We start from the raw sequence: 21577 nt of genomic DNA on the forward strand, positions 1-21577 counted from the left end.
TATTAATAGACCTGCTCTTAGCAAAGGATCACAAGCGGTTCTGAATTACTTTGCTGAGAGCTTTTTGTGAATAAATATTTAGTTTTATCTTGTTTATAAAATAGTTTTTGAAGTTCTCATAGCCATATTCTCGAGTATTTTGAATTGCTATTTCAAGGTATTAGTTATCCTTACCTTTTTATTTGAATTCATGTCATTTATACTACAATGTAGCGGTCAGTCTCTGTCCTTCTAACATTCCGCTGTTAGATAATATCCATGGGGACAAAGCAGTAATCAAGATAGAATTGTAAAAAAACTGCGTACAAGCTATCTTTTTCAAAAGTTAGCTTGTAACGCAGCTTTTTATTTTTAATCACTTTAAGCACCTTCAACCATATCGCGCCGTTTATAACCTAAATAACCGAGGAGTATAAGTGCTATACTGATTCCTGTGATGGCAAAGAAAGCAACGGGTTCAAAGCTATCCATCGGCATATGAGCAAGCCAGTTTTCGACAGCAGTATTAAAAAACCACTCTGGTAAGTCTAAAATGTTGTCAAAATAGCCAAGAACAAAAGAATATCCTAGGTAGATATAAACAAACTTTCCCAATCTTGGTACCCAACCTAAAGTTAAACTTGCAAGTCCCGTATAAAAGAGGACAGATGGTAAAAAGTTATAGCCAGAAGTCAGAAAATCCATAAGGTCCATTGAATGATTATCTATCGAATAGATGGCTGTACTACCTAAACTACCTGCAGCGAATAAAATGCCAAGGATCCCACAAAAAACAGCTAATATTACAGTCGTCCAATAAAATTGTCCGCGAGATACTTTTGTAGTGAAAAGTTGACTTAAATGTTGGCGACTTTCTTCTACAAAGAGCTTGTTTACAATATTGATAGGCAAAATGGCGACTAAAAAAATCATGACGAGCATAATTGTGCTGGTAAATGACTCTTCGATAGAAATATCAGAAGCAGTAAACATTTGCTGTAACAGTTCATTACTTTCTATAAAAGTAGCCATATCTCCATAAATAGACCCATAGGCAGCTCCCATAATAATAAAAGCTATCAACCATGCAATAATCATACCTTTGTTAATTTTTATAAATAAACTTGGAACAGATAATAAAGATTGTTTAGCGTTTCCTTGTCCTTCTCTTTCGGGTAAATAACCTCTATCCATGTCACGTTTTCCTTCAAGTGAAAAAGCTATAATGGCAGCAACTACACTAAAGATAACAGCGAAAATAAGAATAACCCAATTATTTTCAGTAAAAGGATAAGTTAAATAAGTCCACCCTAAGGGATTGAACAAAGAAAGGTCGACATTTGAAACGTCAGTCCCTGCACGTATAATATATAAAAAACCAATGATTCCTAGAGAGGCACCTGTTGCTCCAGAAGAATTTGGCATGATTTGTGCTAAAATCAGAGCGATTGTTGCGCCAGTGATCCCTGCCATAGCTATAGTAGCACTAAACAATAAAGCACCTTCAGCAGAAATTGTATTGATATCAAAGCTGATCATGATACCGCTAATAAAAATAGCTAATAAAACATTAATAATTATTGTTTCTATCATAGTTGCAAAAGAATTCGCTTGTCGTCCAACTTGAAATGAACGTACAAGCTCAGTTAATCCAAGATCCTCTTCTTTACGAGTATGGCTTGTTACATGCAAAGCAGCAATTATCAAGGAAAATAAACTACAAAATAGTAACATTTCATTAGCATACATCGCTCCTATTGTATAATCTGTTGCGGATTCAATCGGAGTGGGTCCTACCATAGCTACCATGGCAGGATTTTGCATCGTTTCATACATTCCCTGTAATCCTTGTCCTTTTGCTATCTCTTCAAAAGCTGGGCCAAATCCAGCTGAGAACAGACCAATACCTAGTATCCAAAGAATGATTTTGAGCCAGTCTCTTTTGAAATATTGGAAGAGCAAGGTTAGCGTTTTATTAAATCTTTCTTGCATAGTATTTTTTCCCTTCTTTCAATGTTTATCCTTTGTAATGGCGCATAAATAAATCTTCAAGCGTAGGGGGGACAGCTTCAAATTTTTTTACGCCTAACTTACTTGCTTCTAACAAAACTTCATCAAGATATTTATTTTCTACAGAAAATACGGCTTGATTATCTGTTTGTTGGAAGTTATGAATCCCAATTACTTCGGACATTTTGGCTACGTCTTTTTCAGTCACTAAAGTTACAGTAGGACGTGTTAAATGACGTAATTCATCAAGCGACCCTGATTCCACAATTTCACCTTGACGAATAATAGCAATTTTATCTGCTAAATGTTCTACTTCATTTAAACTATGGGAAGAAAGAAGAATAGTCTTTCCTGCATCTTTGATTTTTTGAACTTCTTCTTGGAAAATAGCTCCCATTAGTGGATCTAGCCCCGAAGTTGGTTCATCAAAAATATATAAATCTGAATCGACAGACAAAGCCGCAATTAAGCCAACTTTTTGACGGTTCCCTTTAGAGTAATTTTTAGCTTTTTTCTTTGGGTCTAATTCAAAACGTTTCACTAATGCCTCTCGCTTTTGTTTGTTTCCACTACCATGAAGCTTCATAAATAGATCAATAATTTCACCGCCACTAAGGTTTCCCCAAAGTGATACGTCGCCAGGAACATATGAAATCCGTTTGTGTATGTCGAGACTGTCCTTCCATACATCTTTTCCGAAGATTTTTGCTTGCCCAGCAGAACGTTTGATAATACCTAGTAAAATACGAATAGTTGTTGACTTACCTGCCCCATTTGGTCCAATGAAACCAGTGACTTCACCAGCTTTTACTGAAAAAGTAACATCAGTTAATGCTTGAAACTTTCCGAACTTTTTTTGTAGTTGATTCGTCTTAATGATTTCTTCCATTTTTTATCTCTCCTTTAGTCAATCAAGATACAACTAAAATCTAACAATATATTAAAACTGAATAGTTTGAATTAGTTTTTAAAATAAGATTTAAAGGCTAAAAATAAACTATATAAACTTATTTGGTTTTATAATATTATATTTCAATTGAATAGTCAATAATGATGGTTAATAATAGGGTTGCTAGTTTGTGATTTTGCGTATAAAATAGAAGAAAATAACAAAAAGAGAGTGGGGACTCGTTTGAATGGTTTTGAAAAACGAAGAGAAGAAAAAGAGAAGCAAATTCTTGAAGCAACTTTTAACTTATTGAATACAAATGCAAGCCAAGAAAATATAACCATGGAGAAAATAGCTAAGGAAGCACATGTAGGAAAAACGACGATTTTTAAGTATTTTGATAGTAAGGAAAATCTTATTCGCAAGGTATTTCAGTCTTATATAGAACAACTAATCGAAGATGCAAGGGAAATTGTCTATGACGACCGCCCTTTTGAGGAAACATTGATTGCACTGAGTCAAAATAAGATAAATTATTTAAATAAAATCACCCAACAGTTTTACTTGGAATTAATGAACTATATAACTGAAAAAAATGATAATGAACTATCTCTTTTAATGCAACAGTTTACTAAAGAAAACCAGAATATGATGCTTGATCTATTTCATCGCGGCCGAAAAGAAGGCAAAGTCGCTTTGAAATACTCTGATGAATTTTTAATTAATTTTTTCCAAACATTGATTGAAGGACTATCAAAACCATATGTATACGAAAGGATGAAGCCTTATACAGCTGAATGGACGGAAATATTAATTAAAGGTGTTGCCCCATAAGAATAATGGGCTTTATATTGAAGTTAAATGATAAACATGCTAGTATCTAAAAAAGGGATGGTACTCCCTATAATTACCAGAAGTGGTTAATGGTGCCTATTATAAGTAACTGTTTATTTAGCGATTGCTAGATCAATAGTTATCTATAATAGGCTTTTTTGTTGGAGGTTTTTTATGTACTATTGTTTACTTGTGATATTTGGGATGATTGGGGCAACATCAAGATATGCTTTAGGGTTATTCATTAGTGTAGAACAGTTCCCCTTGGCTACTTTAATAGTTAATTTATTAGGTTGTTTTTTGCTTGCTTTTATTACTTATTTTTTTACTCAATTTTCTTCTATCCCGGCTATTGTTGCTTCAGCGATAGGTACCGGAATAATTGGTTCTTTTACTACTTTTTCAACATTTGCTTTAGAGTCTACGAGTTTAATTCAAGATGGAAACTACTTGAGCGCTTTAGGATATATACTTGCTAGTCTATTTGGTGGATTAATAGCCAGTGCGCTGGGTTATAAAGTGAGTAAAAGCTTGATTGTTCGAAGAAAACGGGGGAAAAAAGATGGTCGTTAATTTTCTGTTAGTTTCTATTGGTGCCGTATTTGGGGTACTTGCGCGTGTTCTTTCGACAAATTGGATCAAAAAAGGATGGAGACATGCGTTTCCGTTGGCTACTTTTATAATAAATAGCGTAGGTTGCTTTTTTCTTGGTTTAGTTACTGGATTAAGTCTTGAGTCTGGATTTTCTCTTTTGATAGGAACTGGTTTTATGGGGGCTTTTACCACCTTTTCTACTTTTAATATAGAAAGTATAGAGTTATTACGAATGAAAAATTTTAAGCACTTTTTTTTCTACACAGGAGCTTCCTATACTTTTGGAATTTTCGCGTCTTTTGTTGGGATTATTTGTGGGAATCTCATTTAAAAAACTGACACTTATGCTAGTTTTAGCATTTGTGCCAGATATTTTCCCTTTGATGTAATTGTAAATAGTTTTCTTTTTCGATACGTGATAAGCTTTTGAAAAAAGCCTCTGCTTTTGTGGCTTGGCTTCTTGTTTCAAAAACTTCTGCATGAATCATTTTAAGAGGTCTTCGGCTTTTTGGTTGGGTATATTTGGCGCCAATCCCTTGATTATGTTCTTTTAATCTGCGAGAAAGATCAGTTGTGTATCCACCGTAAAAACTACGGTCTTTACAAAGTAATACGTAAAAACAATGTTTTTTATTTTCCATAAAGCAGCCTACTTGTTTCTAAAGAATAATTTCCATAAGCATCATAAGTGAACATAGGAGGAAGGACTTTAAAACCGTCTGTTTTTCCATCCTTTATCCCTTCAATTAATAAAATGTTAGCTTCTTTTTCGGCTTTAGGATAGACAAATTGCACACGTTTAGGAGCCAATCGGTTTTTTTTCATTAACTCGATAATTTCCAAAAAACGTTCGGGACGATGAACCATGGCAAAATGCCCGTTCATTTTTAGTAGTTTGGAAGAAGTGGATAAAACTTGGTCTAAGTCTGTATAGATTTCATGGCGCGCTGTGGCATAAAATGGGTTAGGATTTTTATGGTTTGTAGGTAGATTTTTGAAATATGGGGGGTTACATAGTACCAAATCACATGAGTCACTTGGAATTTTGGATAAACTATCTTTTAAATCGATGGGGAAAACTTCGACCTGATTTTCCAAATGATTTAGCTGGATGCTACGTTGAGCCATATCAGCTAACTTTTTTTGAATTTCAATTTGATAGATAGTCCCTCGAGTCTTTTTAGCAATAAATAATCCTACAGCACCATTACCAGCACACAGATCAACAATTGTTCCTTTTTTGGGAATAAGGGGGAAATTAGCTAATAATACGGCATCTAATGAAAAAGAAAAGACATTTGTACTTTGGATAATTTTAATATTATTCGCGTAAAGTTGATCGATACGTTCATCTTCTTTTAACCACATCTGGCAGCAATCTCCTTTTTTATATTCCCATGCATTATACCTTTTTTTCTTAAAAATTAAAATGGAGTATAAATAAAAAACTTGTCAAATTGACGTTTTTCTTGCATACTAATTTTGGGAATAAAAGATTATACCAAAGGGAAGAGATTATGTTTTATTTATTTATGCGTGGCTTAGTTAAAGGGCTCTTATTTTTAGTGAATGGAAGAGCTCGTTATGAAAATAAAGAGGTATTGCCCCAGAATGAAAATTATATTTTGGCCGCTCCACATCGAACATGGTGGGAACCCCTCTACTTGGCAATCGCTGCTGGGCCTAAGAAGTTTGCTTTTATGGCTAAAGAAGAACTGTTTAAAAACCCTATTTTGCGTTTTATCTTGGTCCATGCGAATGCATTTGCGGTTAAAAGAGAAAACCCGGGGCCTAGTACAATTAAAACTCCAGTAAAATTATTACGCGAAACAGATTTAAGCTTGTTGATGTTTCCTAGTGGTACTAGACATTCGACCGAATTAAAGGGTGGCATGGTAGTGATTGGTCGTATGGCCAAAGTACGAATTGTTCCTTGCGTTTATCAAGGACCTTTGCGATTAAAAGATCTATTTAAACGAAAACGTGTTACCGTTCGTTTTGGCGAGCCTATTGATCTTAGTGATATTAAAAAGGCCGATGAAGCGGGGATGCAAGTTGTAGAGCAGCGTTTGCAGTCGTCTTTTGATCAACTAGATGAAGAAATTGATCCTAACTTTCATTATGAAGCAAAATAAGGGTAAGTACAGCGCTTGTAAATAGGTGCTGTACTTTTTTGACTTTAGATGAGCATAAAAAGTGATATAATAATGGGAAAGACCTTTTTAGGAGATGAAAAAAGTGCGGTTTTTACATACAGGAGATTGGCATATAGGAAAAAAACTTTACGGCTATGACTTGTTAGCCGATCAAAAGGACATCATTGAACAAATTTTAACGATTGCAATCGACCAACAAGTGGACGCTATTGTTATTGCAGGGGACTTATATGATCGTAGTCTTCCGAGTGTAGAGGCTTGTCAACTGCTCAATCAGTCATTTATTAAAATGAATTTAGAAGAAAAGCTGCCACTTTTGGTTATTTCAGGTAATCATGATTCAGACGTGCGTTTAAGCACAGGTATGCCGTGGTATGAACAAACAAATTTTCATTTATATACTGATTTGCAGCAATCTTTTGCTCCTATTGAAATAGGAGACACTCAGTTTTTTTTGTTACCCTATTTTGAGCCTATCGCGGCCCGTATTTATTTTGAAGAAGAAAAATTAACGTTGCAAGAAGCGATGAAAAAAATTATTACGAAAATGTACGATTTGTTTGATCCTAATAAAAAACATGTGCTTGTCACTCACTTTTTTATTGATGGGAGCAGTCGTTGTGATTCTGAGACTACAGTGGAAGTTGGTGGGCTTGATGGGATTTCCTATCATTTAATCCAAGGATTTGATTATATCGCTTTAGGCCATTTACATTCAAAAAACGCTCTTAAAAAAGAAAATGCTCTTTATAGCGGCTCGCCGTTAAAGTTTTCATTGTCTGAAAAAGATGACCAAAAAGGTGTCTGGATTGTAGACAGCCAAACGATGCAGCCAGAATTTCATGAGTTGCATCCTAAACGGGACGTTCGTACCTTAGAAGCTTCCTTTGAGGAATTAACGAATCCTGTATTTTATCAACAACTTGATCGCAGTTGCTTTTGGTATTTCCAACTAACTGACCGTAGTGTTATTACCAACATGATGGCGCAATTACGTACCATTTATCCTAATATATTAGGCGTTGAGCGAATCAACGGACGACAAAAAGAAAATCAAATAAGTCAAATAAAAGAACGTAAAAAAGCACCTTATCATATGTTAACGTCTTTTTTTGAAGAAATTACGGGAGATACATTAACTGAAAAACAACGCCTTTGGCTAGAAGAAGGCCTGCAACAAGCTACGGATACAGAAAAGAGGAACCAAGATGCAACCTAAAAAATTAACTTTAAAGAATTTTGGCCCATTTCTTAATGAAGCCGTTGATTTTAGTGATCTGCAAACTAGTGGCCTGTTTTTGATTTCTGGCAAAACAGGTGCAGGAAAAACGACCATATTTGATGGGATGACTTTTGCTTTATTTGGAGAAACTTCAGGCCGTTTACGGACAGGAAAGGAAATGCGATCTACTTTTGCGCCTGCACAAGAACAAACAGAAGTGAGTTTTAGTTTCGCTCATCAGTCAATGACTTATGAAGTGAGTCGATCCCCTGAACAAGTGTTAGAAAAAAAGAGGGGAAAAGGGAGTACGAACCGTTCTGCCAAAGTACAATTATCCATTTTTGATGCTTCTGGTACCTTGCAATCTCAATACACAAAAAAGAATGAAGTGGATCAATTTATTACTGAGCTATTAAACGTGAATGCTAAACAATTTTTTCAAATTGTGTTATTACCACAAGGAAAATTTCGTAATTTTCTAGTGGCATCGAGTAGTGATAAGGAAAAGCTTTTACGCAATTTATTTGGCACTCAACTTTATCAACGACTAAATGAATGGCTTTCGGCGCAGCAAAAATCTATAGGAAATGAACTAGCTAAACAAACAGATCAACTAGAAAACCTTCAACAACAATTTGAAGGTTTAGAACAAGTACCGCCTTCTTACCAAGAGACGATAACACAATGGAAAAATGAAATGAGTCAATTAGAAAAAGCCATCGCTGAACAAAAGGAAAGTCTTGCACAACAAAAACAAGTCAAAAAAGAAGCAGAAAAGGCCTTCTATGATGGAAAAGAAATCGCTAATGCTTTAAATGAGTATAACAAATTAATTCAACAAGAAGAGAAACTAAAAGAAAACGAGCCAGAAATGAACCGTAAAAAGCGATATGTTGCCCAACTTTCTTGGTTGAACGACCAAAAGGGATTGCTCGTACAACAAGACGATTATCGTCAAGAGCTTAAAGAATTAGAAAACTCATTAAAAGAAATTGCAGATGCTCAAGATAAAAATCAAAAGAGCTATGAAAAACTGATAGAACAAGAAAAAGAATACGAACATTGGCAAGAACAAGAACGAGAAAATCAATATGCACTACAACGAATTAATGAACAATTACCGATTATTCAAAAAGTCAATGGACTAATAAAAGAAAAAGAACAGCTTGATAGAAAAATCCAGCAACAAAAAGAAGAAATAGAAGGAACCAATGAACAATTGGAAAAAAATCAGGATTTAGAACAGTCTTTAGCCTATCAGATACAACAAAAAGCAGACATTCAAGCAGAAGAAGTTCAACTCTATCGTGCCGAAGAACTTGTTAGTCGATTTGAAAAAGCTCAAAATGAACAGAAAGAACAAACTTTAGCTTATCAAAAGGGTCAAGAAAAAAACGAAGATCTTACCCAACAATTGCAAAGCTATCAAAAAAAGGTAGAAATAAGTAAAGAGATACTAGATACTGCACGTAGCGATAATGCTAAAATGCAGATTGCACGTTTACAGCTGTATCTAAAAGACGGCGAGCCTTGTCCGGTTTGTGGTTCGTACCATCATAATAAAGAAGCCTCTGCACAACAAACCTATACTTTAGCTGAGATCACGCAAAATGAGGAAAAGCTTGCACAAAGTGAAGAAGATTATACTCAAGTGCTAGAACAGAAACAAAAAGTGGCTGCTACGCTGGAAAGTAATAAAAAAGAGCAAGAAGCTCTTTATGAGAAAAAGAAAAAAGCACAGGAAAATTTTCAAGTTTTGAGCAACGAATGTGAAACTACCTTGGCGATTTCTATAATAGAAATAAATCCTGACACTTATTTACAACAATTGCAAGAAAGCTTAGAAAAAAAGAAAGAAACAATAACTACGGCAGAAAAAAAGCAGATAGCTGTAAAAAAAGAAACGGAAGATTTGAATGAAACTTTGTCTCAGCGACAAAAGCAATTGCAAAAAGCTCAAGAAGAGAAGGTCAAGATATCAGCGACGCAAACTGCTTTACAAGAGCAACTGGACCAGAAGGATCATAAGGAATTATTAAAACAAAAAAGCCAATTAGAAGAAAGATTAGCCAATATTAAAGAAAAAATCGTCTATTACAAGCAGCAAGAAGAACAGCTTCAACGAGAAAGTGCAAGATTAAAAGAACGAAATGAACAACAGCAACAGCAATATCAACATTTGCAAAGAAAATTGTCTGAGACTAAGCAAAAAATAACGCAAGCGATTAGTGATAGCTCATTTGATTTCACTGAAAATAAAATGCGAGAAATGTTGCCAGAACTCAATCAATTGGAAAATTTGCAAGAAATTATTGAGCAATATCAAAGTGAGTATAAGTATACGCAACAACGTTTGTCTGAATTAACTGATTTTAAACAAACAAAGGCACCTGACCTTGAAGATTTGCAAGAAAAAAGTCAATTAGCAGAAGAAAAGCTGGAAGCTATGCAAACTTCACTTATACAAAAACAAGAAGTATGGCGTTCGAATCAAAAAACATTGCAGGACTTTCAACAACTGTATGAAGCCAACCAAACAAAGATGGAAGAAATGAGTCAGATGAAACAGTTGGCAGAAACAATGAATGGTGATAACCTAGAGAGAATGGGAATCGAACGTTATGTTTTACAGACTTTTTTTGCTGAAATTTTAGAAACAGCGAATGTACGTTTGAACCGATTAACACAAGGACGCTATCAATTTCTTCTTTCGGAAGAAAAAGGAAGCTATAAAAAATCGACGGGGTTAGAAATTAGTATATATGACGATCACGCAGGAACCAGCCGTCGCGCTCAAACATTATCCGGAGGTGAAAGCTTTATTGCAGCACTAGCTTTGGCTTTATCTCTAGGAGATGTGATCCAAAGCCATACTGGTGGGGTGATCATCGAAACATTGTTTATCGATGAGGGGTTCGGTTCATTGGACGAAGACGCTTTGGAAATGGCAATTGAAGCTTTAGAAATGGTAGAAGATGAAGGAAGGATGATAGGTATTATCAGTCATGTAGGTGAACTCAAAAGCCGTATCACACAACAAATGATCGTCAAATCAAATGGTGCAGGCCAAAGCTATATTAGCACCAGCTTGAATGAATAAAGGAGGGCAGAAATCAATGAAATGGAGTATACCTGAACGTATTATTGAGAAGGGAAGAAGTTATTTAAACGATGGGCGTGTGCTTTCTGTTACACCAGATCCAGACAATCAGGTTTGGCATGGAGAAGTTTTAGGCAGCGAATTATATCGTGTGGATTTAGATGCGACAGCTAAAGAAGAAGATTACTGTCAGTGCCTTTATTGGGAAGAACATGGATTTTGCAAGCATACTGTGGCTGTTGAGTTGTATTTGCGTAATCAAGGACAATCACGAAAAATTACTGCGTCCACGGTTCCTAAAAGCGAGAGTTTTTCAGCTTCTCAAATGTTTTCCAATGGGTTACATTACTTAACAAATAAACAGGATCGTTCGCAAGTTCCTTTACAAATTGAATGCCAGCTAGATAGTATTGCGACAAATCCTTATCGCGATGAATTGGATATATTAGGTATTTCTTTGAAAATCGGGCAACAACATGGCCGTAGCTATATGGTTAAAAATATTTATAAATTTTTACAAGTTTATCAAACAGAAAAAGTATATGCTGCAAATAAACGAAATAGTTTCTATTTAAACCATAAGGCTTTTACTCAAGAAGAAAATGAACTATTGCAGCGATTAGCTGGTTTAGCTCAAACTCAAGAGCTTCTAGGACGAACTGGCGTTTCAATTGATGGAAAAATGGATAAGAAGTATTTGCTGTTACCTGTAGAGTATGCCAAAGAGTTTATCCAGAAGATGGCTGATTTCCCCTTTGTATTTCAGTATGGCGATCATAAGTTACATGAGCTTACATTTTCTGAAAAAAATCGTATGTTGTCTTTTCAAGTGTCTAAAGGAACAGATGGGTTTGATTTATCTATTCATTATGATTTTGATAAAGTGTATCAATACTATGGTTGGGCCTTGTTTTCAGGTCAAATTGTTGAACTTTCTGCAGAACAAATGGATATATACTTAACCATGAAACAACTGTTGAAGCGTTTGGAAAAACCTGTTATTACTTACCCTCAAGCAGAATTGTCGGTCTTATTTAAGCAAGTTCTACCGCTGTTGGAAAAAATCGGAGAAGTACAAGTTGATCAGCAAGTTTATCAATACATTAGTAATGAACCGTTGTTTTTGCGATTTTATTTAAAAAAACGTAAAGGAATGATTGAATTAAGAATCGATCATGTTTATGGAAATATTACTTTTTCAAGTGATCCTGCGCATCAAAAAATTCCAGATGTTCATCCAGAGGTGTTGCGAGATTACGAACGGGAAAGACAAGCTCAAGCAGTTGTCGAACAATTAGGTTTTAAACAAACGGAGAGAGGTTGGAATAAACCTATTCCTAAGGGGGAAGAGTTGTATCGCTTCTTTAATCAAGAATTGTATTATATGCGACAACTTGGAGAAATTTATCTAGGTAAAAAGTTACGAGAGCTATATCTAGATGGACAACAACATAAGCCCCATATTAACGTTAGTGAATCTGGTTCATGGCTAGATGTTTCATTTGATATTACTGGGATCAAGCAAAATGAAGTAGATGATGTTTTACAAAGTCTAATGAAAAATGATAATTATCATACACTAGAAAATGGGCAAGTACTTTCTCTTGATTCAGAAGAATTCCAAGAAACTAGTAAAGTTTTATCGCAATTGCGAGATTCTATCCATTCTGCTAATGAAGGTGTAATGAAAGTTCCTCTAAATCAAGGGCTACAGGTCCAAGATCAACTAGCTGGTCAAGCACACTTTAGTGAAGGCTTTCAGGAGATGACATATGATCTTACACACCCCGAAAACTTCTCTGCACAAGTACCTGAAGGTATCCATGCACAATTACGTGACTACCAAGTTGTAGGTTTTCGTTGGTTGAAAATGTTGAGTTATTATCAATTTGGTGGTGTTTTAGCTGATGAAATGGGTTTAGGAAAAACATTGCAAACAATTAGTTTCTTACTTTCTGAAAAACAAGAAAAAGGAGGAGTTCAGGCAGTTATCGTAGCGCCGGCTAGTTTAACATTTAATTGGCAACAAGAAATTAAACGCTTTGCTCCTTCATTGGATTCCATTGTTGTTTCAGGAAACAAAAATACCCGTGAGAATTCTTTAAAACAAGATGTAGACATTTGGATTACTTCTTACGCCAGCTTGCGACAAGACATTGATGATTATCGTCAGTTAGACATAAACTATTTGATTTTAGATGAAGCCCAAATGGTAAAAAATAGTGCGACAAAAACGGCACAAGCTTTACGTTCTTTGAAGATCGAGCACCGTTTTGCTTTAAGTGGTACACCAATTGAAAATAATTTAGATGAATTATGGTCTTTATTTCAAATGATTATGCCAGGGTTTTTCCCAAACAAGCAATTATACCGTAATTTGTCTCAGGATAAAATTGCTTCGATGATACGTCCGTTTATTTTAAGAAGAGATAAACAAACTGTACTACAAGATTTACCGGAAAAACTAGAGACAAATTATTATAGTGCTTTGACTGACCGACAGAAAAAAGTATATCTGGCTTATCTTGAACAAATGCGTGAGGAAGTTTCTGCCATGGACGAAGCAGAATTTAAGAAAAATCGTATGAGTATCTTAGCTGGCTTAACTCGTTTACGGCAAATTTGTTGTGATCCTAGGTTGTTTCTTGAAGACTATCAAGGACGATCTGGTAAATTAGAACAAGTAAAAGATTTAATACAAGCAGCTAAAGAAAACAACCGTCGTATTTTACTGTTTTCCCAATTTACGAGTATGTTGTCTATTATTGAAGAAGAGTTAGATGAATTAGGTATCGAAACATTTTATTTAAGAGGGAGTACTCCCCCACAAGATCGTATTGAAATGGTTGATGCGTTCAATGCTGGAGAACGTGATGTATTTTTAATTTCCTTAAAAGCAGGTGGTACAGGATTGAATTTAACTGGCGCAGATACAGTGATTTTATATGATCTATGGTGGAATCCGGCAGTGGAAGAACAAGCGGCTGGACGTGCTCATCGTATTGGGCAAGAAAAAAATGTGGAAATTTGGCGAATGATTGCTGAAGGAACGATTGAAGAGCGAATGAATTATTTGCAACAAGAGAAAAAAGAGCTCTTTAAAAATGTGATCGAAGGAAATGAAACTCAACTACAGCAAATGACAGAAGCTGATATTCGTTCTATTTTAAGTATTGGAGAAAGCTGATGAAATAGGTTTTGTTTTACTATTGAATCAATAGAAGAAACTTTTCAGTTTAATAACAATAAATTTTTAGGAGATAGATAAATTCACTAGTAATTATAAGAAAAATATGAGATAATAGGATAGTAGTATAACAAAGTGGTTTTGGTTTATTATCACAAAGGAGTGATGCACATTGTTAACATTATATACTTCCCCAAGTTGTACATCTTGTAGAAAAGCTAGAGCTTGGTTACAAGAACACGAAATTCCTTTTGTAGAACGTAATATTTTTTCTGAACCATTAACTAGTGATGAATTAACCAATATTTTACAAATGACCGAAAACGGAACGGAAGAAATTATCTCGACGCGTTCGAAAGTCTTTCAAAAGTTAAACGTAGATTTAGATGATCTTCCGCTTAATGAACTTTTAAAGTTAGTTCAAGAAAATCCTGGTTTATTGCGCCGCCCTATTATGATTGATGATAAAAGATTACAAGTTGGTTTTAATGAAGACGAAATTCGACGCTTTTTGCCTAGAGATGTTCGTCAAGTAGAGCTACGCAATGCACAAATGATGGCAGGTTTATAAAAACGTTGAGGAGATTTCCTCAACGTTTTTTACAAAGAATAATGAAGAAAGATTGATTTTGAAGTTTTTTCCTTTACATTTTAAACACTTCCGTTACAATGAACTTAGAGTATGAAAGTAAGTGAGGTGTAGCTAATATGGAGATGGAACATATTAATGAAAATACGATTCGCGTATTGATTAAAAATGAAGATTTAGCTGCCAGAGGAATCACTTTTTTAGACCTACTTGGAAATCGTAAAGAAATAGAAAAGTTCTTTTACAGTATTTTGGAAGAGGTTGACGTTGAAGAAGAATTCAAAGGAAGCGATGCTGTAACTTTTCAAGTGTTGCCTAAAGGTGACGGTTTGGAATTGTTTATTAGCAAGAATGTGTCACTGGATAATGTTGATCCTTATGAAGCATATGGTGATTATTACTCTCCTGAAGAAATAACAGAATGGTTAAAACAGGAAGATCCAGATGCTTACGAAGGCTATTCGCAAGAGGAAATCATGGATTGGTTTAAAAATCAATTTCCAGAAAAAACTCAAGTAGAAGAAGCTGAAATAGAAGATTCTAAGGATTCCTTTGTTTTTGAAGTTGGAACGTTTGAAGATATGATTCAATTGTCTTCGGAAATTTATTTAGAACAGGCAAAGAGTCGACTTTATTTATTAAATCAAGTTTATTACCTGAAAGTAGATTTTGCAGAAGAATCAGCTGGAAGTTTCCAAGTGGACAATCAGTTGGCCTATTTATCTGAGTTTGCCAAAAAAGTTTCTATGACTCCTGATTACCTTGTAGAACATGGAAATTTAATTATGGATCATGATGCTTTAAGTAAGACGCGAAGCTATTTTTTGTAAAATAAGCGTGGGATGAGACGAAAAATAAAAAATTTTTCGTCTTTTTTTGTTAAAAAAAATGATTTTGCAAAAAAATACGTATCTTCTTTTAGAGGAGGAGATCGTTATGTTAATTGCAAATTCTAATAAAGGAGATAAATACGACGCTCGGACATTTAGACAAGAGGAGTCGCACAAGATTGATTTGTTTTGCCCTAGCTGTCATAAACCTGTATTTTACAAGCAAGGAAAGGTAAAACTTTCACACTTTGCTCATTTTTCTCGTAAAATGTGTGATAGTTTTAGTGAAGGGGAAACTCCAGAACATTTGGCAGGTAAAGATTTTTTATTTCAATGGGCGCAAACAGGGGAATTAGAAGCCTATTTGCCTAAATTACATCAGCGGCCTGATATTCTTTATAACCATATTGCTATCGAGGTTCAATGTTCGTTTTTGCCAATCGAAAAATTTGTGGAACGAACACGAAATTATCTGAAACATGGTTACTGTCCCTGGTGGTTATTTGGTGAAAAGTTTGTGCTTAGAAACAGACTTACTAGCTTACAAAAAGCAGGGACCTATTATCATCGACAAGGGGGCTTTTACTTATGGTTAAGTAAGCCTATAAAAAAAGAAATTTGGCTAATAGACCATATACGTTGGCATTACCGATGGGGGTTTTTTTATCAAGTGAAAAAATGGCCTGTTAATAGTGTAACGCTAGATAAACTTTTTACGGTCATACCTAGTCAACAACCATCTTTAGAATGGGATGTAAGCCAGTATCGTTTTTTTATTTACAAAAAGTTAGGACAAAAACAGATAAGTACGATACGTCTACAAGAAAAATTATATTTATTAGGAGCCACATTTCAAGACTTACCTGACTGGTGCTATGAGCCTAGTTGGTATCATTTTTTCTTTGAAGATGAGTTATTATTTCTGCGATTTTGTTATTTAAAAAGTCGGTCATTTTTGGAATGGATCCATCGAATTAAAACGTTAAATCATCCTTGGCTTTATCCCTTAGTATCACAAAAAGAAATACTACAAGACATTTATTTAGAATGCCAGAAGTTAGTAGGGAAGAAATAGAAGCTTTTGCAGGAAAAAAAAGTTATGGTAAACTTGAAATATAAATTGCAGAAAGAGTGTTTCTTATCTGCATAGTAAAGGAGAAGATCAGATGTCAGAAACAAAAAAATTACCTAAACGTGAGGAAGTTCCTGAAGAATTGACTTGGGATTTAACAAAAATTTTTTCAGATGATCAAGAATTTGAAAATGCGTTTAAAGAGTTAGAAGAAAAGTTAAAATATGCTGATTCTTATAAAGGAACCTTGGAAAACGGGCCCGAAGCATTTTTAGCTGCTTTAGAATATTTATTAAATATTTCGCGACAATTAGAAACAGTTTATGTTTATAGTCATTTAAAAAATGACCAAGATACGTCCAATACTACTTATCAAGCACTGAATGCTCGAGCTGGAGCGCTTGCCACTCAAGCAGATGAAAAGTTATCTTTTTTTGAACCAGAGTTATTATCTTTAAGTGATGAAACGATATGGGGATATTTTGATAATGAACCACGCTTGGAAATCTATCGACATTTTGTTGAACAAATTATTTCTAATCGTTCTCATGTGTTACCTAAAGAACAGGAGGCTTTATTGGCAGGCGCTGGGGAAATCTTTGGAGCTTCTAGTAATACGTTTTCTATACTAAATAACGCGGATTTAGTCTTTCCAGTCATTGAAGATGCAAATGGCGAAAAAGTCCAACTTTCTCATGGTATTTATGGTCAATTGATGGAAAGTACGGATCGTTCAGTACGCGAAAATGCTTTTAAGGGGTTATATAGTGTATATGGACAATTTGGTAATACGCTTGCTTCTACATTAAATTCTCACATTAAAACGCATAATTATAATGCAAAAGTTCGACATTACCAATCTGCTAGAGAAGCTGCACTTTCAAGTAACCATATACCTGAAAGTGTCTATGATACGTTAGTAGAGGTCGTTAATAAGAATTTAAATTTACTTCATCGATATATGGCGTTAAGAAAACGTCTATTGCAAGTGGATCAATTGCATATGTATGATGTATACACGCCACTTTTAGGTGAAGCGCCAATTAGTTTTACTTTTGAACAAGCAAAAGATAAGGCTCTTGAAGCTTTGGCTCCATTAGGTGAGGAATATTTAGCTGTTGTGAAAAAAGCTTTTGATGAACGTTGGATTGATGTCGTTGAAAATCAAGGGAAACGCAGCGGAGCTTATTCTTCTGGTACTTATGATACGAGTCCGTATATTTTGCTTAACTGGCACGATACGTTAGATCATTTATTTACATTGGTGCACGAGATGGGACATAGTGTGCATAGCTATTTTACTCAGAATAATCAGCCTTATGTTTATGGCGATTACTCTATTTTTCTAGCAGAAATTGCGTCTACTACAAATGAAAATATTTTAACAGAACATCTCCTAGAAACTCAAAACGATCCACGTGTTCGTGCTTATGTTTTAAACCACTATTTGGATGGTTTTAAAGGAACTATTTTCCGCCAAACGCAGTTTGCAGAATTTGAACACTTTATGCATACAGAAGATGCCAAGGGAACACCATTAACAAGTGATTTTTTGAATGACAATTACGGAGAGTTAAATAAACGTTACTATGGCGATGAGATGGAGGATGATCCAGAGATCCATATGGAATGGTCGCGAATTCCTCACTTTTATTATAACTATTATGTTTTCCAATATGCTACTGGATTTTCGGCAGCTTCAGCTTTGGCCCAAAAGGTATTAACAAAAGATCCAGCTGCTTTGGATCGTTACTTAACTTATCTAAAATCTGGGGATAGTGATTATCCAATTGAAGTGATGAAAAAAGCTGGCGTGGATATGACAAAACCTGATTATATTGAAGATGCGATGCATGTTTTTGAAGAACGTTTAAATGAACTAGAGTTGCTAGTTGATGAATTAGAAAAATAATAAGTTGAAAAAGAGCCAACGATTTGAAATGCACCCCCTCAAAGTTAGACCCAATAATCTAACTTTGAGGGGGTTTAATGATAAAACTTTATTTTTTAGCTTGAGTCGCACGAACGATTTTGTTTTGTGCTGGCTTATAAGATAGGTTAAACTTGGTTAGGAGATTTTGGAAATTTTGTTTTCCTTTATCAGAGTTTTCCACTTCTAATTCCAACTCATAATCATGCTCTTTTTCATACCAATTTTCATCGAGTGCGAGTAACCCTTCTTCTATAGGGAACTCTGCCCGTTTTGTTGTTAATTCAGCAAATAAACCTAAATCACTGGGGAGAATGTCGAGATCACATAACTTGTCTACTACATTGCCTGTTGTTAAGATTTGTTGCTGCTTAATTAAATTTTTTGTTTGCGCTAAACTTAACGGGTCAGTAGTTTCGAGGCGTCCTACTTTTTCAGGTGTTTTTAGTGTAAGTTCGCCATAAGTAGTTAACTCACGGATACGCAGTCCACAGTGATTAGCAGCTAGTTTGTAATTTGGAGTGTCAAAGTAGCAATTTTTTTGTGTATAGAAACTTTCGGATGATAATTGATAATATTCAGTAAGACGATTATAATCGTCTCTTGTTAACAAAGTTTTAAATTCAATTTCAGTTTGTTCACTCATAGTATTTCGCTCCTTTTTTTCTTTGTACAAAAAATATTGGGATTCGTCAATCTTTTTGTAAAATAAAATTTAGCGAAAAAAGTTGGTAAAGCTTTTTTAATAATTATGATAGAATGAGAGACGGAGATTTGCTTGGAAATGAGGGATTGTAAATGGGAAAAAATTGGGAAAATATATTAGCACCCTACGAGCAAGCGGTTAATGAGTTAAAGGTTAAATTGCGAGGGATTCGTAAAGAATTTCGTGAAAAGAATGAGCATGTTCCTATCGAATTTGTTACCGGACGTGTCAAACCTGTAGATAGCATTTTAGCTAAAGCAAAGCTACGCAATATTTCTCTTGAAAGATTAGAAAATGAAATGTCCGATATTGCTGGGCTACGAATTATGTGTCAGTTTGTAGAAGACATTTATGAAGTGGTAAAAATTTTACGAAGTCGCAAAGATATGAACGTTATTGTAGAAAGAGATTATATAACAAATAGCAAACAAAGTGGCTATCGTTCCTACCATTTAGTGATTGAGTATCCGGTTCAATTAGTTGATGGGCCACGGAATCTTTTAGTTGAAATTCAAATACGTACATTAGCAATGAACTTTTGGGCAACAATTGAGCATTCATTAAATTATAAATATCAGGGAGATTTTCCTGAAGAAATTAGCAATCGTTTAATTCGGGCTGCAGAAGCGGCCTATCGTTTAGATGAAGAGATGTCAAGTATACGCGAAGAGATCCAAGAAGCTCAACATCTTTTTTCTCATGGCAAAAAAAGCGAGCGCACAGCGGATTATTCAAACGATAAAGCAAGAAGGGAGCAGCGTGATGACTAAAGGAAAAGTAGCAATCATGAGTAATCAACAAGAGTCTTCTTTTGCTGCGAAAGAAAAATTAACAACTCTTTTAAAAGCGGCTGATTATACTATTGACCAAAATGATCCAGAGATTATTATCTCTATTGGAGGAGATGGTACTTTTCTTTCTGCGTTTCATATGTTTGATCATAAATTAAATCATGTTCGCTTTTTGGGAGTGCATACAGGACACTTGGGTTTTTATACAGATTGGCGAGATTTTGAATTAGAGGAGTTGGTCTCTAATTTGTCTAATGATGAACATCCACCAGTTAGTTATCCTTTACTGGATGTTCAAGTAAAGGATCGATACCAAACGCAACCACAGCGTTTTTTAGCATTAAATGAAGCAACAATAAAGCGTGCCACTCGTACTATGGTAGCTGATGTTTATATTAAAGATGAAATATTTGAACGTTTTAGAGGTGATGGTCTTTCAGTTTCCACACCAACAGGTTCAACAGCTTATAATAAGAGCGTGGGGGGCGCTGTTTTACATCCTAGAATTAATGCTTTTCAACTAGCTGAGATAGCTTCTTTGAATAACCGAGTATTTAGAACGCTAGGTTCACCAATCATTATTTCAGATAGCGAATGGTTAACGGTTCACCTGGAGGAAAGTAGTGATTATCTTGTGACGATCGATCGTTTCACTATTCAACATGATGAAATTGAATGGCTCTCTTTTAAGATCGCAGATGAACGAGTACATTTTGCTTCGTATCGACATATGCATTTTTGGCATCGAGTAAAAGATGCCTTTATCGGGGAAATATAAAAATTATGGAATTTTGTTATGTCTATCATAAATATGAGCCACAGCAAGTCAAGTTTTTCTTAAAAGAACAAGGAATTTCAAAAAGGTTGCTTGCAAAAATTAAATTTCAAGGTGGACAAATCTTTGTTAATAACCGAGTAGAAAATGTATTATATGAATTAAAGCCTGAAGATAAGATAAGAGTCATTATTCCTGATGAAGGTAGCCAGGAAACTTTGTTGCCAGATGAGACACCGATTGATATCATCTTTGAAGATGAGCATTTATTAGTGGTTAATAAACCGGCCGGTGTTCCTTCTATACCTGCACAGTATCATCCCAATGGTACGATGGCTAATCGCGTAAAATCTTATTATCAAAAACAAAGCTATAAGGATCAAATCGTACACGTGGTCACTCGGTTGGATCGAGACACTTCAGGACTCATGCTATTTGCCAGACATTGTTTTTCTCATGCTTTGTTGGACAAGCAACTATTTAATAAACAATTGAATAAAAAATATCAGGCAATTATTAGTGGTAATTTAACAAAACTTAACTCTCATGATGTGATAGACTTACCCATTTTGCGAGATCCGTCGTCTATTATTAAGCGACAAACTGGAGCTAGTGGAAAGGCGGCAAAAACAGAGTACTGGCTTAGACAAAAAAATACTACGCACGCCTTAGTTGACGTCTGGCTTCATACAGGAAGAACGCATCAGATACGTGTGCATTTTGCTGCCATAGGATTTCCTTTGGTCAGTGATGAACTATATGGAGGAGCAACATCTTTACCGCTTAAGCGACAAGCTTTGCATTGTAGAGAGCTAAATTTTATTCATCCATTTACGCGAGCAAAGCTTTGTTTTAAACAAAGTCTTCCTTCTGATATGGAAAGAATAATGGAAATAACTGAAACGAGGTGACA

The 21577-nt window shown here is 35.0% G+C and carries 19 protein-coding genes and 1 riboswitch; of the genes, 14 read left to right on the top strand and 5 right to left on the bottom strand.

Going from position 1 to position 21577, the window contains the following annotated elements; translation table 11 throughout:
• Window positions 1–360: 360 nt before the first annotated feature.
• Both G577_RS0101390 and G577_RS0101395 read right to left on the bottom strand, forming a co-directional pair.
• Window positions 361–1971, bottom strand: coding sequence for an ABC transporter permease (locus G577_RS0101390; RefSeq protein ID WP_028789609.1), 1611 nt, complete (start codon window positions 1969–1971; stop codon window positions 361–363).
• Window positions 1972–1996: 25 nt separating this feature from the next.
• Window positions 1997–2878 (bottom strand): ABC transporter ATP-binding protein, encoded by an 882-nt coding sequence (locus G577_RS0101395; RefSeq protein ID WP_028789610.1) that lies wholly within the window; start codon window positions 2876–2878, stop codon window positions 1997–1999.
• Window positions 2879–3121: 243 nt separating this feature from the next.
• Here G577_RS0101395 and G577_RS0101400 point away from each other — a divergent pair, with 243 nt between their 5' ends.
• The 3 genes from G577_RS0101400 (at window position 3122) to crcB (G577_RS0101410) (ending at window position 4637) form a co-directional block, all read left to right on the top strand.
• Window positions 3122–3712 (top strand): TetR/AcrR family transcriptional regulator, encoded by a 591-nt coding sequence (locus G577_RS0101400; protein ID WP_028789611.1) that lies wholly within the window; start codon window positions 3122–3124, stop codon window positions 3710–3712.
• A gap of 44 nt (window positions 3713–3756) precedes the next feature.
• A riboswitch (Fluoride riboswitch) is annotated at window positions 3757–3818 on the top strand.
• 68 nt (window positions 3819–3886) lie between these two features.
• On the top strand, window positions 3887–4285 hold the full coding sequence (gene crcB / locus G577_RS0101405) for a fluoride efflux transporter CrcB (RefSeq protein WP_028789612.1): 399 nt from the start codon (window positions 3887–3889) through the stop codon (window positions 4283–4285).
• Window positions 4275–4637 (top strand): fluoride efflux transporter CrcB, encoded by a 363-nt coding sequence (gene crcB / locus G577_RS0101410; RefSeq protein WP_028789613.1) that lies wholly within the window; start codon window positions 4275–4277, stop codon window positions 4635–4637. Before crcB (G577_RS0101405) ends, crcB (G577_RS0101410) begins: the two co-directional genes overlap by 11 nt.
• 22 nt (window positions 4638–4659) lie before the next feature.
• On the opposite strand, the gene G577_RS0101415 is transcribed toward crcB (G577_RS0101410), so the two are convergent.
• Together G577_RS0101415 and G577_RS0101420 are read right to left on the bottom strand one after the other, a co-directional pair.
• Window positions 4660–4947: a GIY-YIG nuclease family protein gene (locus G577_RS0101415; RefSeq protein WP_028789614.1), complete on the bottom strand. Its 288-nt coding sequence runs from the start codon at window positions 4945–4947 to the stop codon at window positions 4660–4662.
• Entirely contained in the window at window positions 4937–5674 is a 738-nt protein-coding gene (locus tag G577_RS0101420; RefSeq protein ID WP_028789615.1) for a tRNA1(Val) (adenine(37)-N6)-methyltransferase, read from the bottom strand. Before G577_RS0101420 ends, G577_RS0101415 begins: the two co-directional genes overlap by 11 nt.
• A gap of 149 nt (window positions 5675–5823) precedes the next feature.
• On the opposite strand from G577_RS0101420, the gene G577_RS0101425 reads away from it, so the two are divergent.
• From G577_RS0101425 to pepF, 8 genes are all read left to right on the top strand, one after another.
• Window positions 5824–6441 carry a lysophospholipid acyltransferase family protein gene (locus tag G577_RS0101425; protein ID WP_028789616.1) on the top strand — a complete coding sequence of 206 codons (618 nt, stop codon included), beginning with the start codon at window positions 5824–5826 and terminating at the stop codon, window positions 6439–6441.
• Between the two features lie 103 nt (window positions 6442–6544).
• A complete protein-coding gene (locus G577_RS0101430) occupies window positions 6545–7681 on the top strand; it encodes an exonuclease SbcCD subunit D (RefSeq protein WP_028789617.1) in 1137 nt (378 codons plus the stop codon).
• The gene (locus tag G577_RS0101435; protein WP_028789618.1) at window positions 7671–10784 is read left to right on the top strand and encodes an AAA family ATPase; all 3114 of its coding nucleotides are present in this window, start codon (window positions 7671–7673) and stop codon (window positions 10782–10784) included. The genes G577_RS0101430 and G577_RS0101435 overlap by 11 nt, the downstream gene beginning before the upstream one ends.
• A 16-nt stretch (window positions 10785–10800) precedes the next feature.
• Window positions 10801–13971: a DEAD/DEAH box helicase gene (locus G577_RS0101440; protein ID WP_028789619.1), complete on the top strand. Its 3171-nt coding sequence runs from the start codon at window positions 10801–10803 to the stop codon at window positions 13969–13971.
• Window positions 13972–14143: 172 nt separating this feature from the next.
• Entirely contained in the window at window positions 14144–14542 is a 399-nt protein-coding gene (gene spxA, locus G577_RS0101445; RefSeq protein WP_028789620.1) for a transcriptional regulator SpxA, read from the top strand.
• A 137-nt stretch (window positions 14543–14679) separates the two neighbouring features.
• A complete protein-coding gene (locus G577_RS0101450) occupies window positions 14680–15390 on the top strand; it encodes an adaptor protein MecA (RefSeq protein WP_028789621.1) in 711 nt (236 codons plus the stop codon).
• 106 nt (window positions 15391–15496) lie between these two features.
• Entirely contained in the window at window positions 15497–16465 is a 969-nt protein-coding gene (locus G577_RS0101455; RefSeq protein WP_028789622.1) for a competence protein CoiA, read from the top strand.
• Window positions 16466–16556: 91 nt separating this feature from the next.
• Complete coding sequence (gene pepF / locus G577_RS0101460) at window positions 16557–18374, top strand: oligoendopeptidase F (RefSeq protein WP_028789623.1); 1818 nt, start codon at window positions 16557–16559, stop codon at window positions 18372–18374.
• Window positions 18375–18462: 88 nt separating this feature from the next.
• On the opposite strand, the gene G577_RS0101465 is transcribed toward pepF, so the two are convergent.
• Window positions 18463–19038 (bottom strand): CYTH domain-containing protein, encoded by a 576-nt coding sequence (locus G577_RS0101465; protein ID WP_028789624.1) that lies wholly within the window; start codon window positions 19036–19038, stop codon window positions 18463–18465.
• A 152-nt stretch (window positions 19039–19190) separates the two neighbouring features.
• On the opposite strand from G577_RS0101465, the gene yjbM reads away from it, so the two are divergent.
• The 3 genes from yjbM to G577_RS0101480 are packed head-to-tail and all read left to right on the top strand — an operon-like array spanning window position 19191 to window position 21575.
• On the top strand, window positions 19191–19868 hold the full coding sequence (gene yjbM / locus G577_RS0101470) for a GTP diphosphokinase (protein ID WP_028789625.1): 678 nt from the start codon (window positions 19191–19193) through the stop codon (window positions 19866–19868).
• The gene (locus G577_RS0101475) at window positions 19861–20667 is read left to right on the top strand and encodes an NAD kinase (RefSeq protein ID WP_028789626.1); all 807 of its coding nucleotides are present in this window, start codon (window positions 19861–19863) and stop codon (window positions 20665–20667) included. The genes yjbM and G577_RS0101475 overlap by 8 nt, the downstream gene beginning before the upstream one ends.
• A 5-nt stretch (window positions 20668–20672) precedes the next feature.
• Window positions 20673–21575, top strand: a complete 903-nt coding sequence (locus G577_RS0101480; RefSeq protein WP_028789627.1) for an RluA family pseudouridine synthase — start codon at window positions 20673–20675, stop codon at window positions 21573–21575.
• The last annotated feature ends 2 nt before the right edge of the window (window positions 21576–21577 follow it).

Source organism: Tetragenococcus muriaticus DSM 15685 (genome assembly GCF_000423785.1).
Lineage (GTDB): Bacteria > Bacillota > Bacilli > Lactobacillales > Enterococcaceae > Tetragenococcus > Tetragenococcus muriaticus.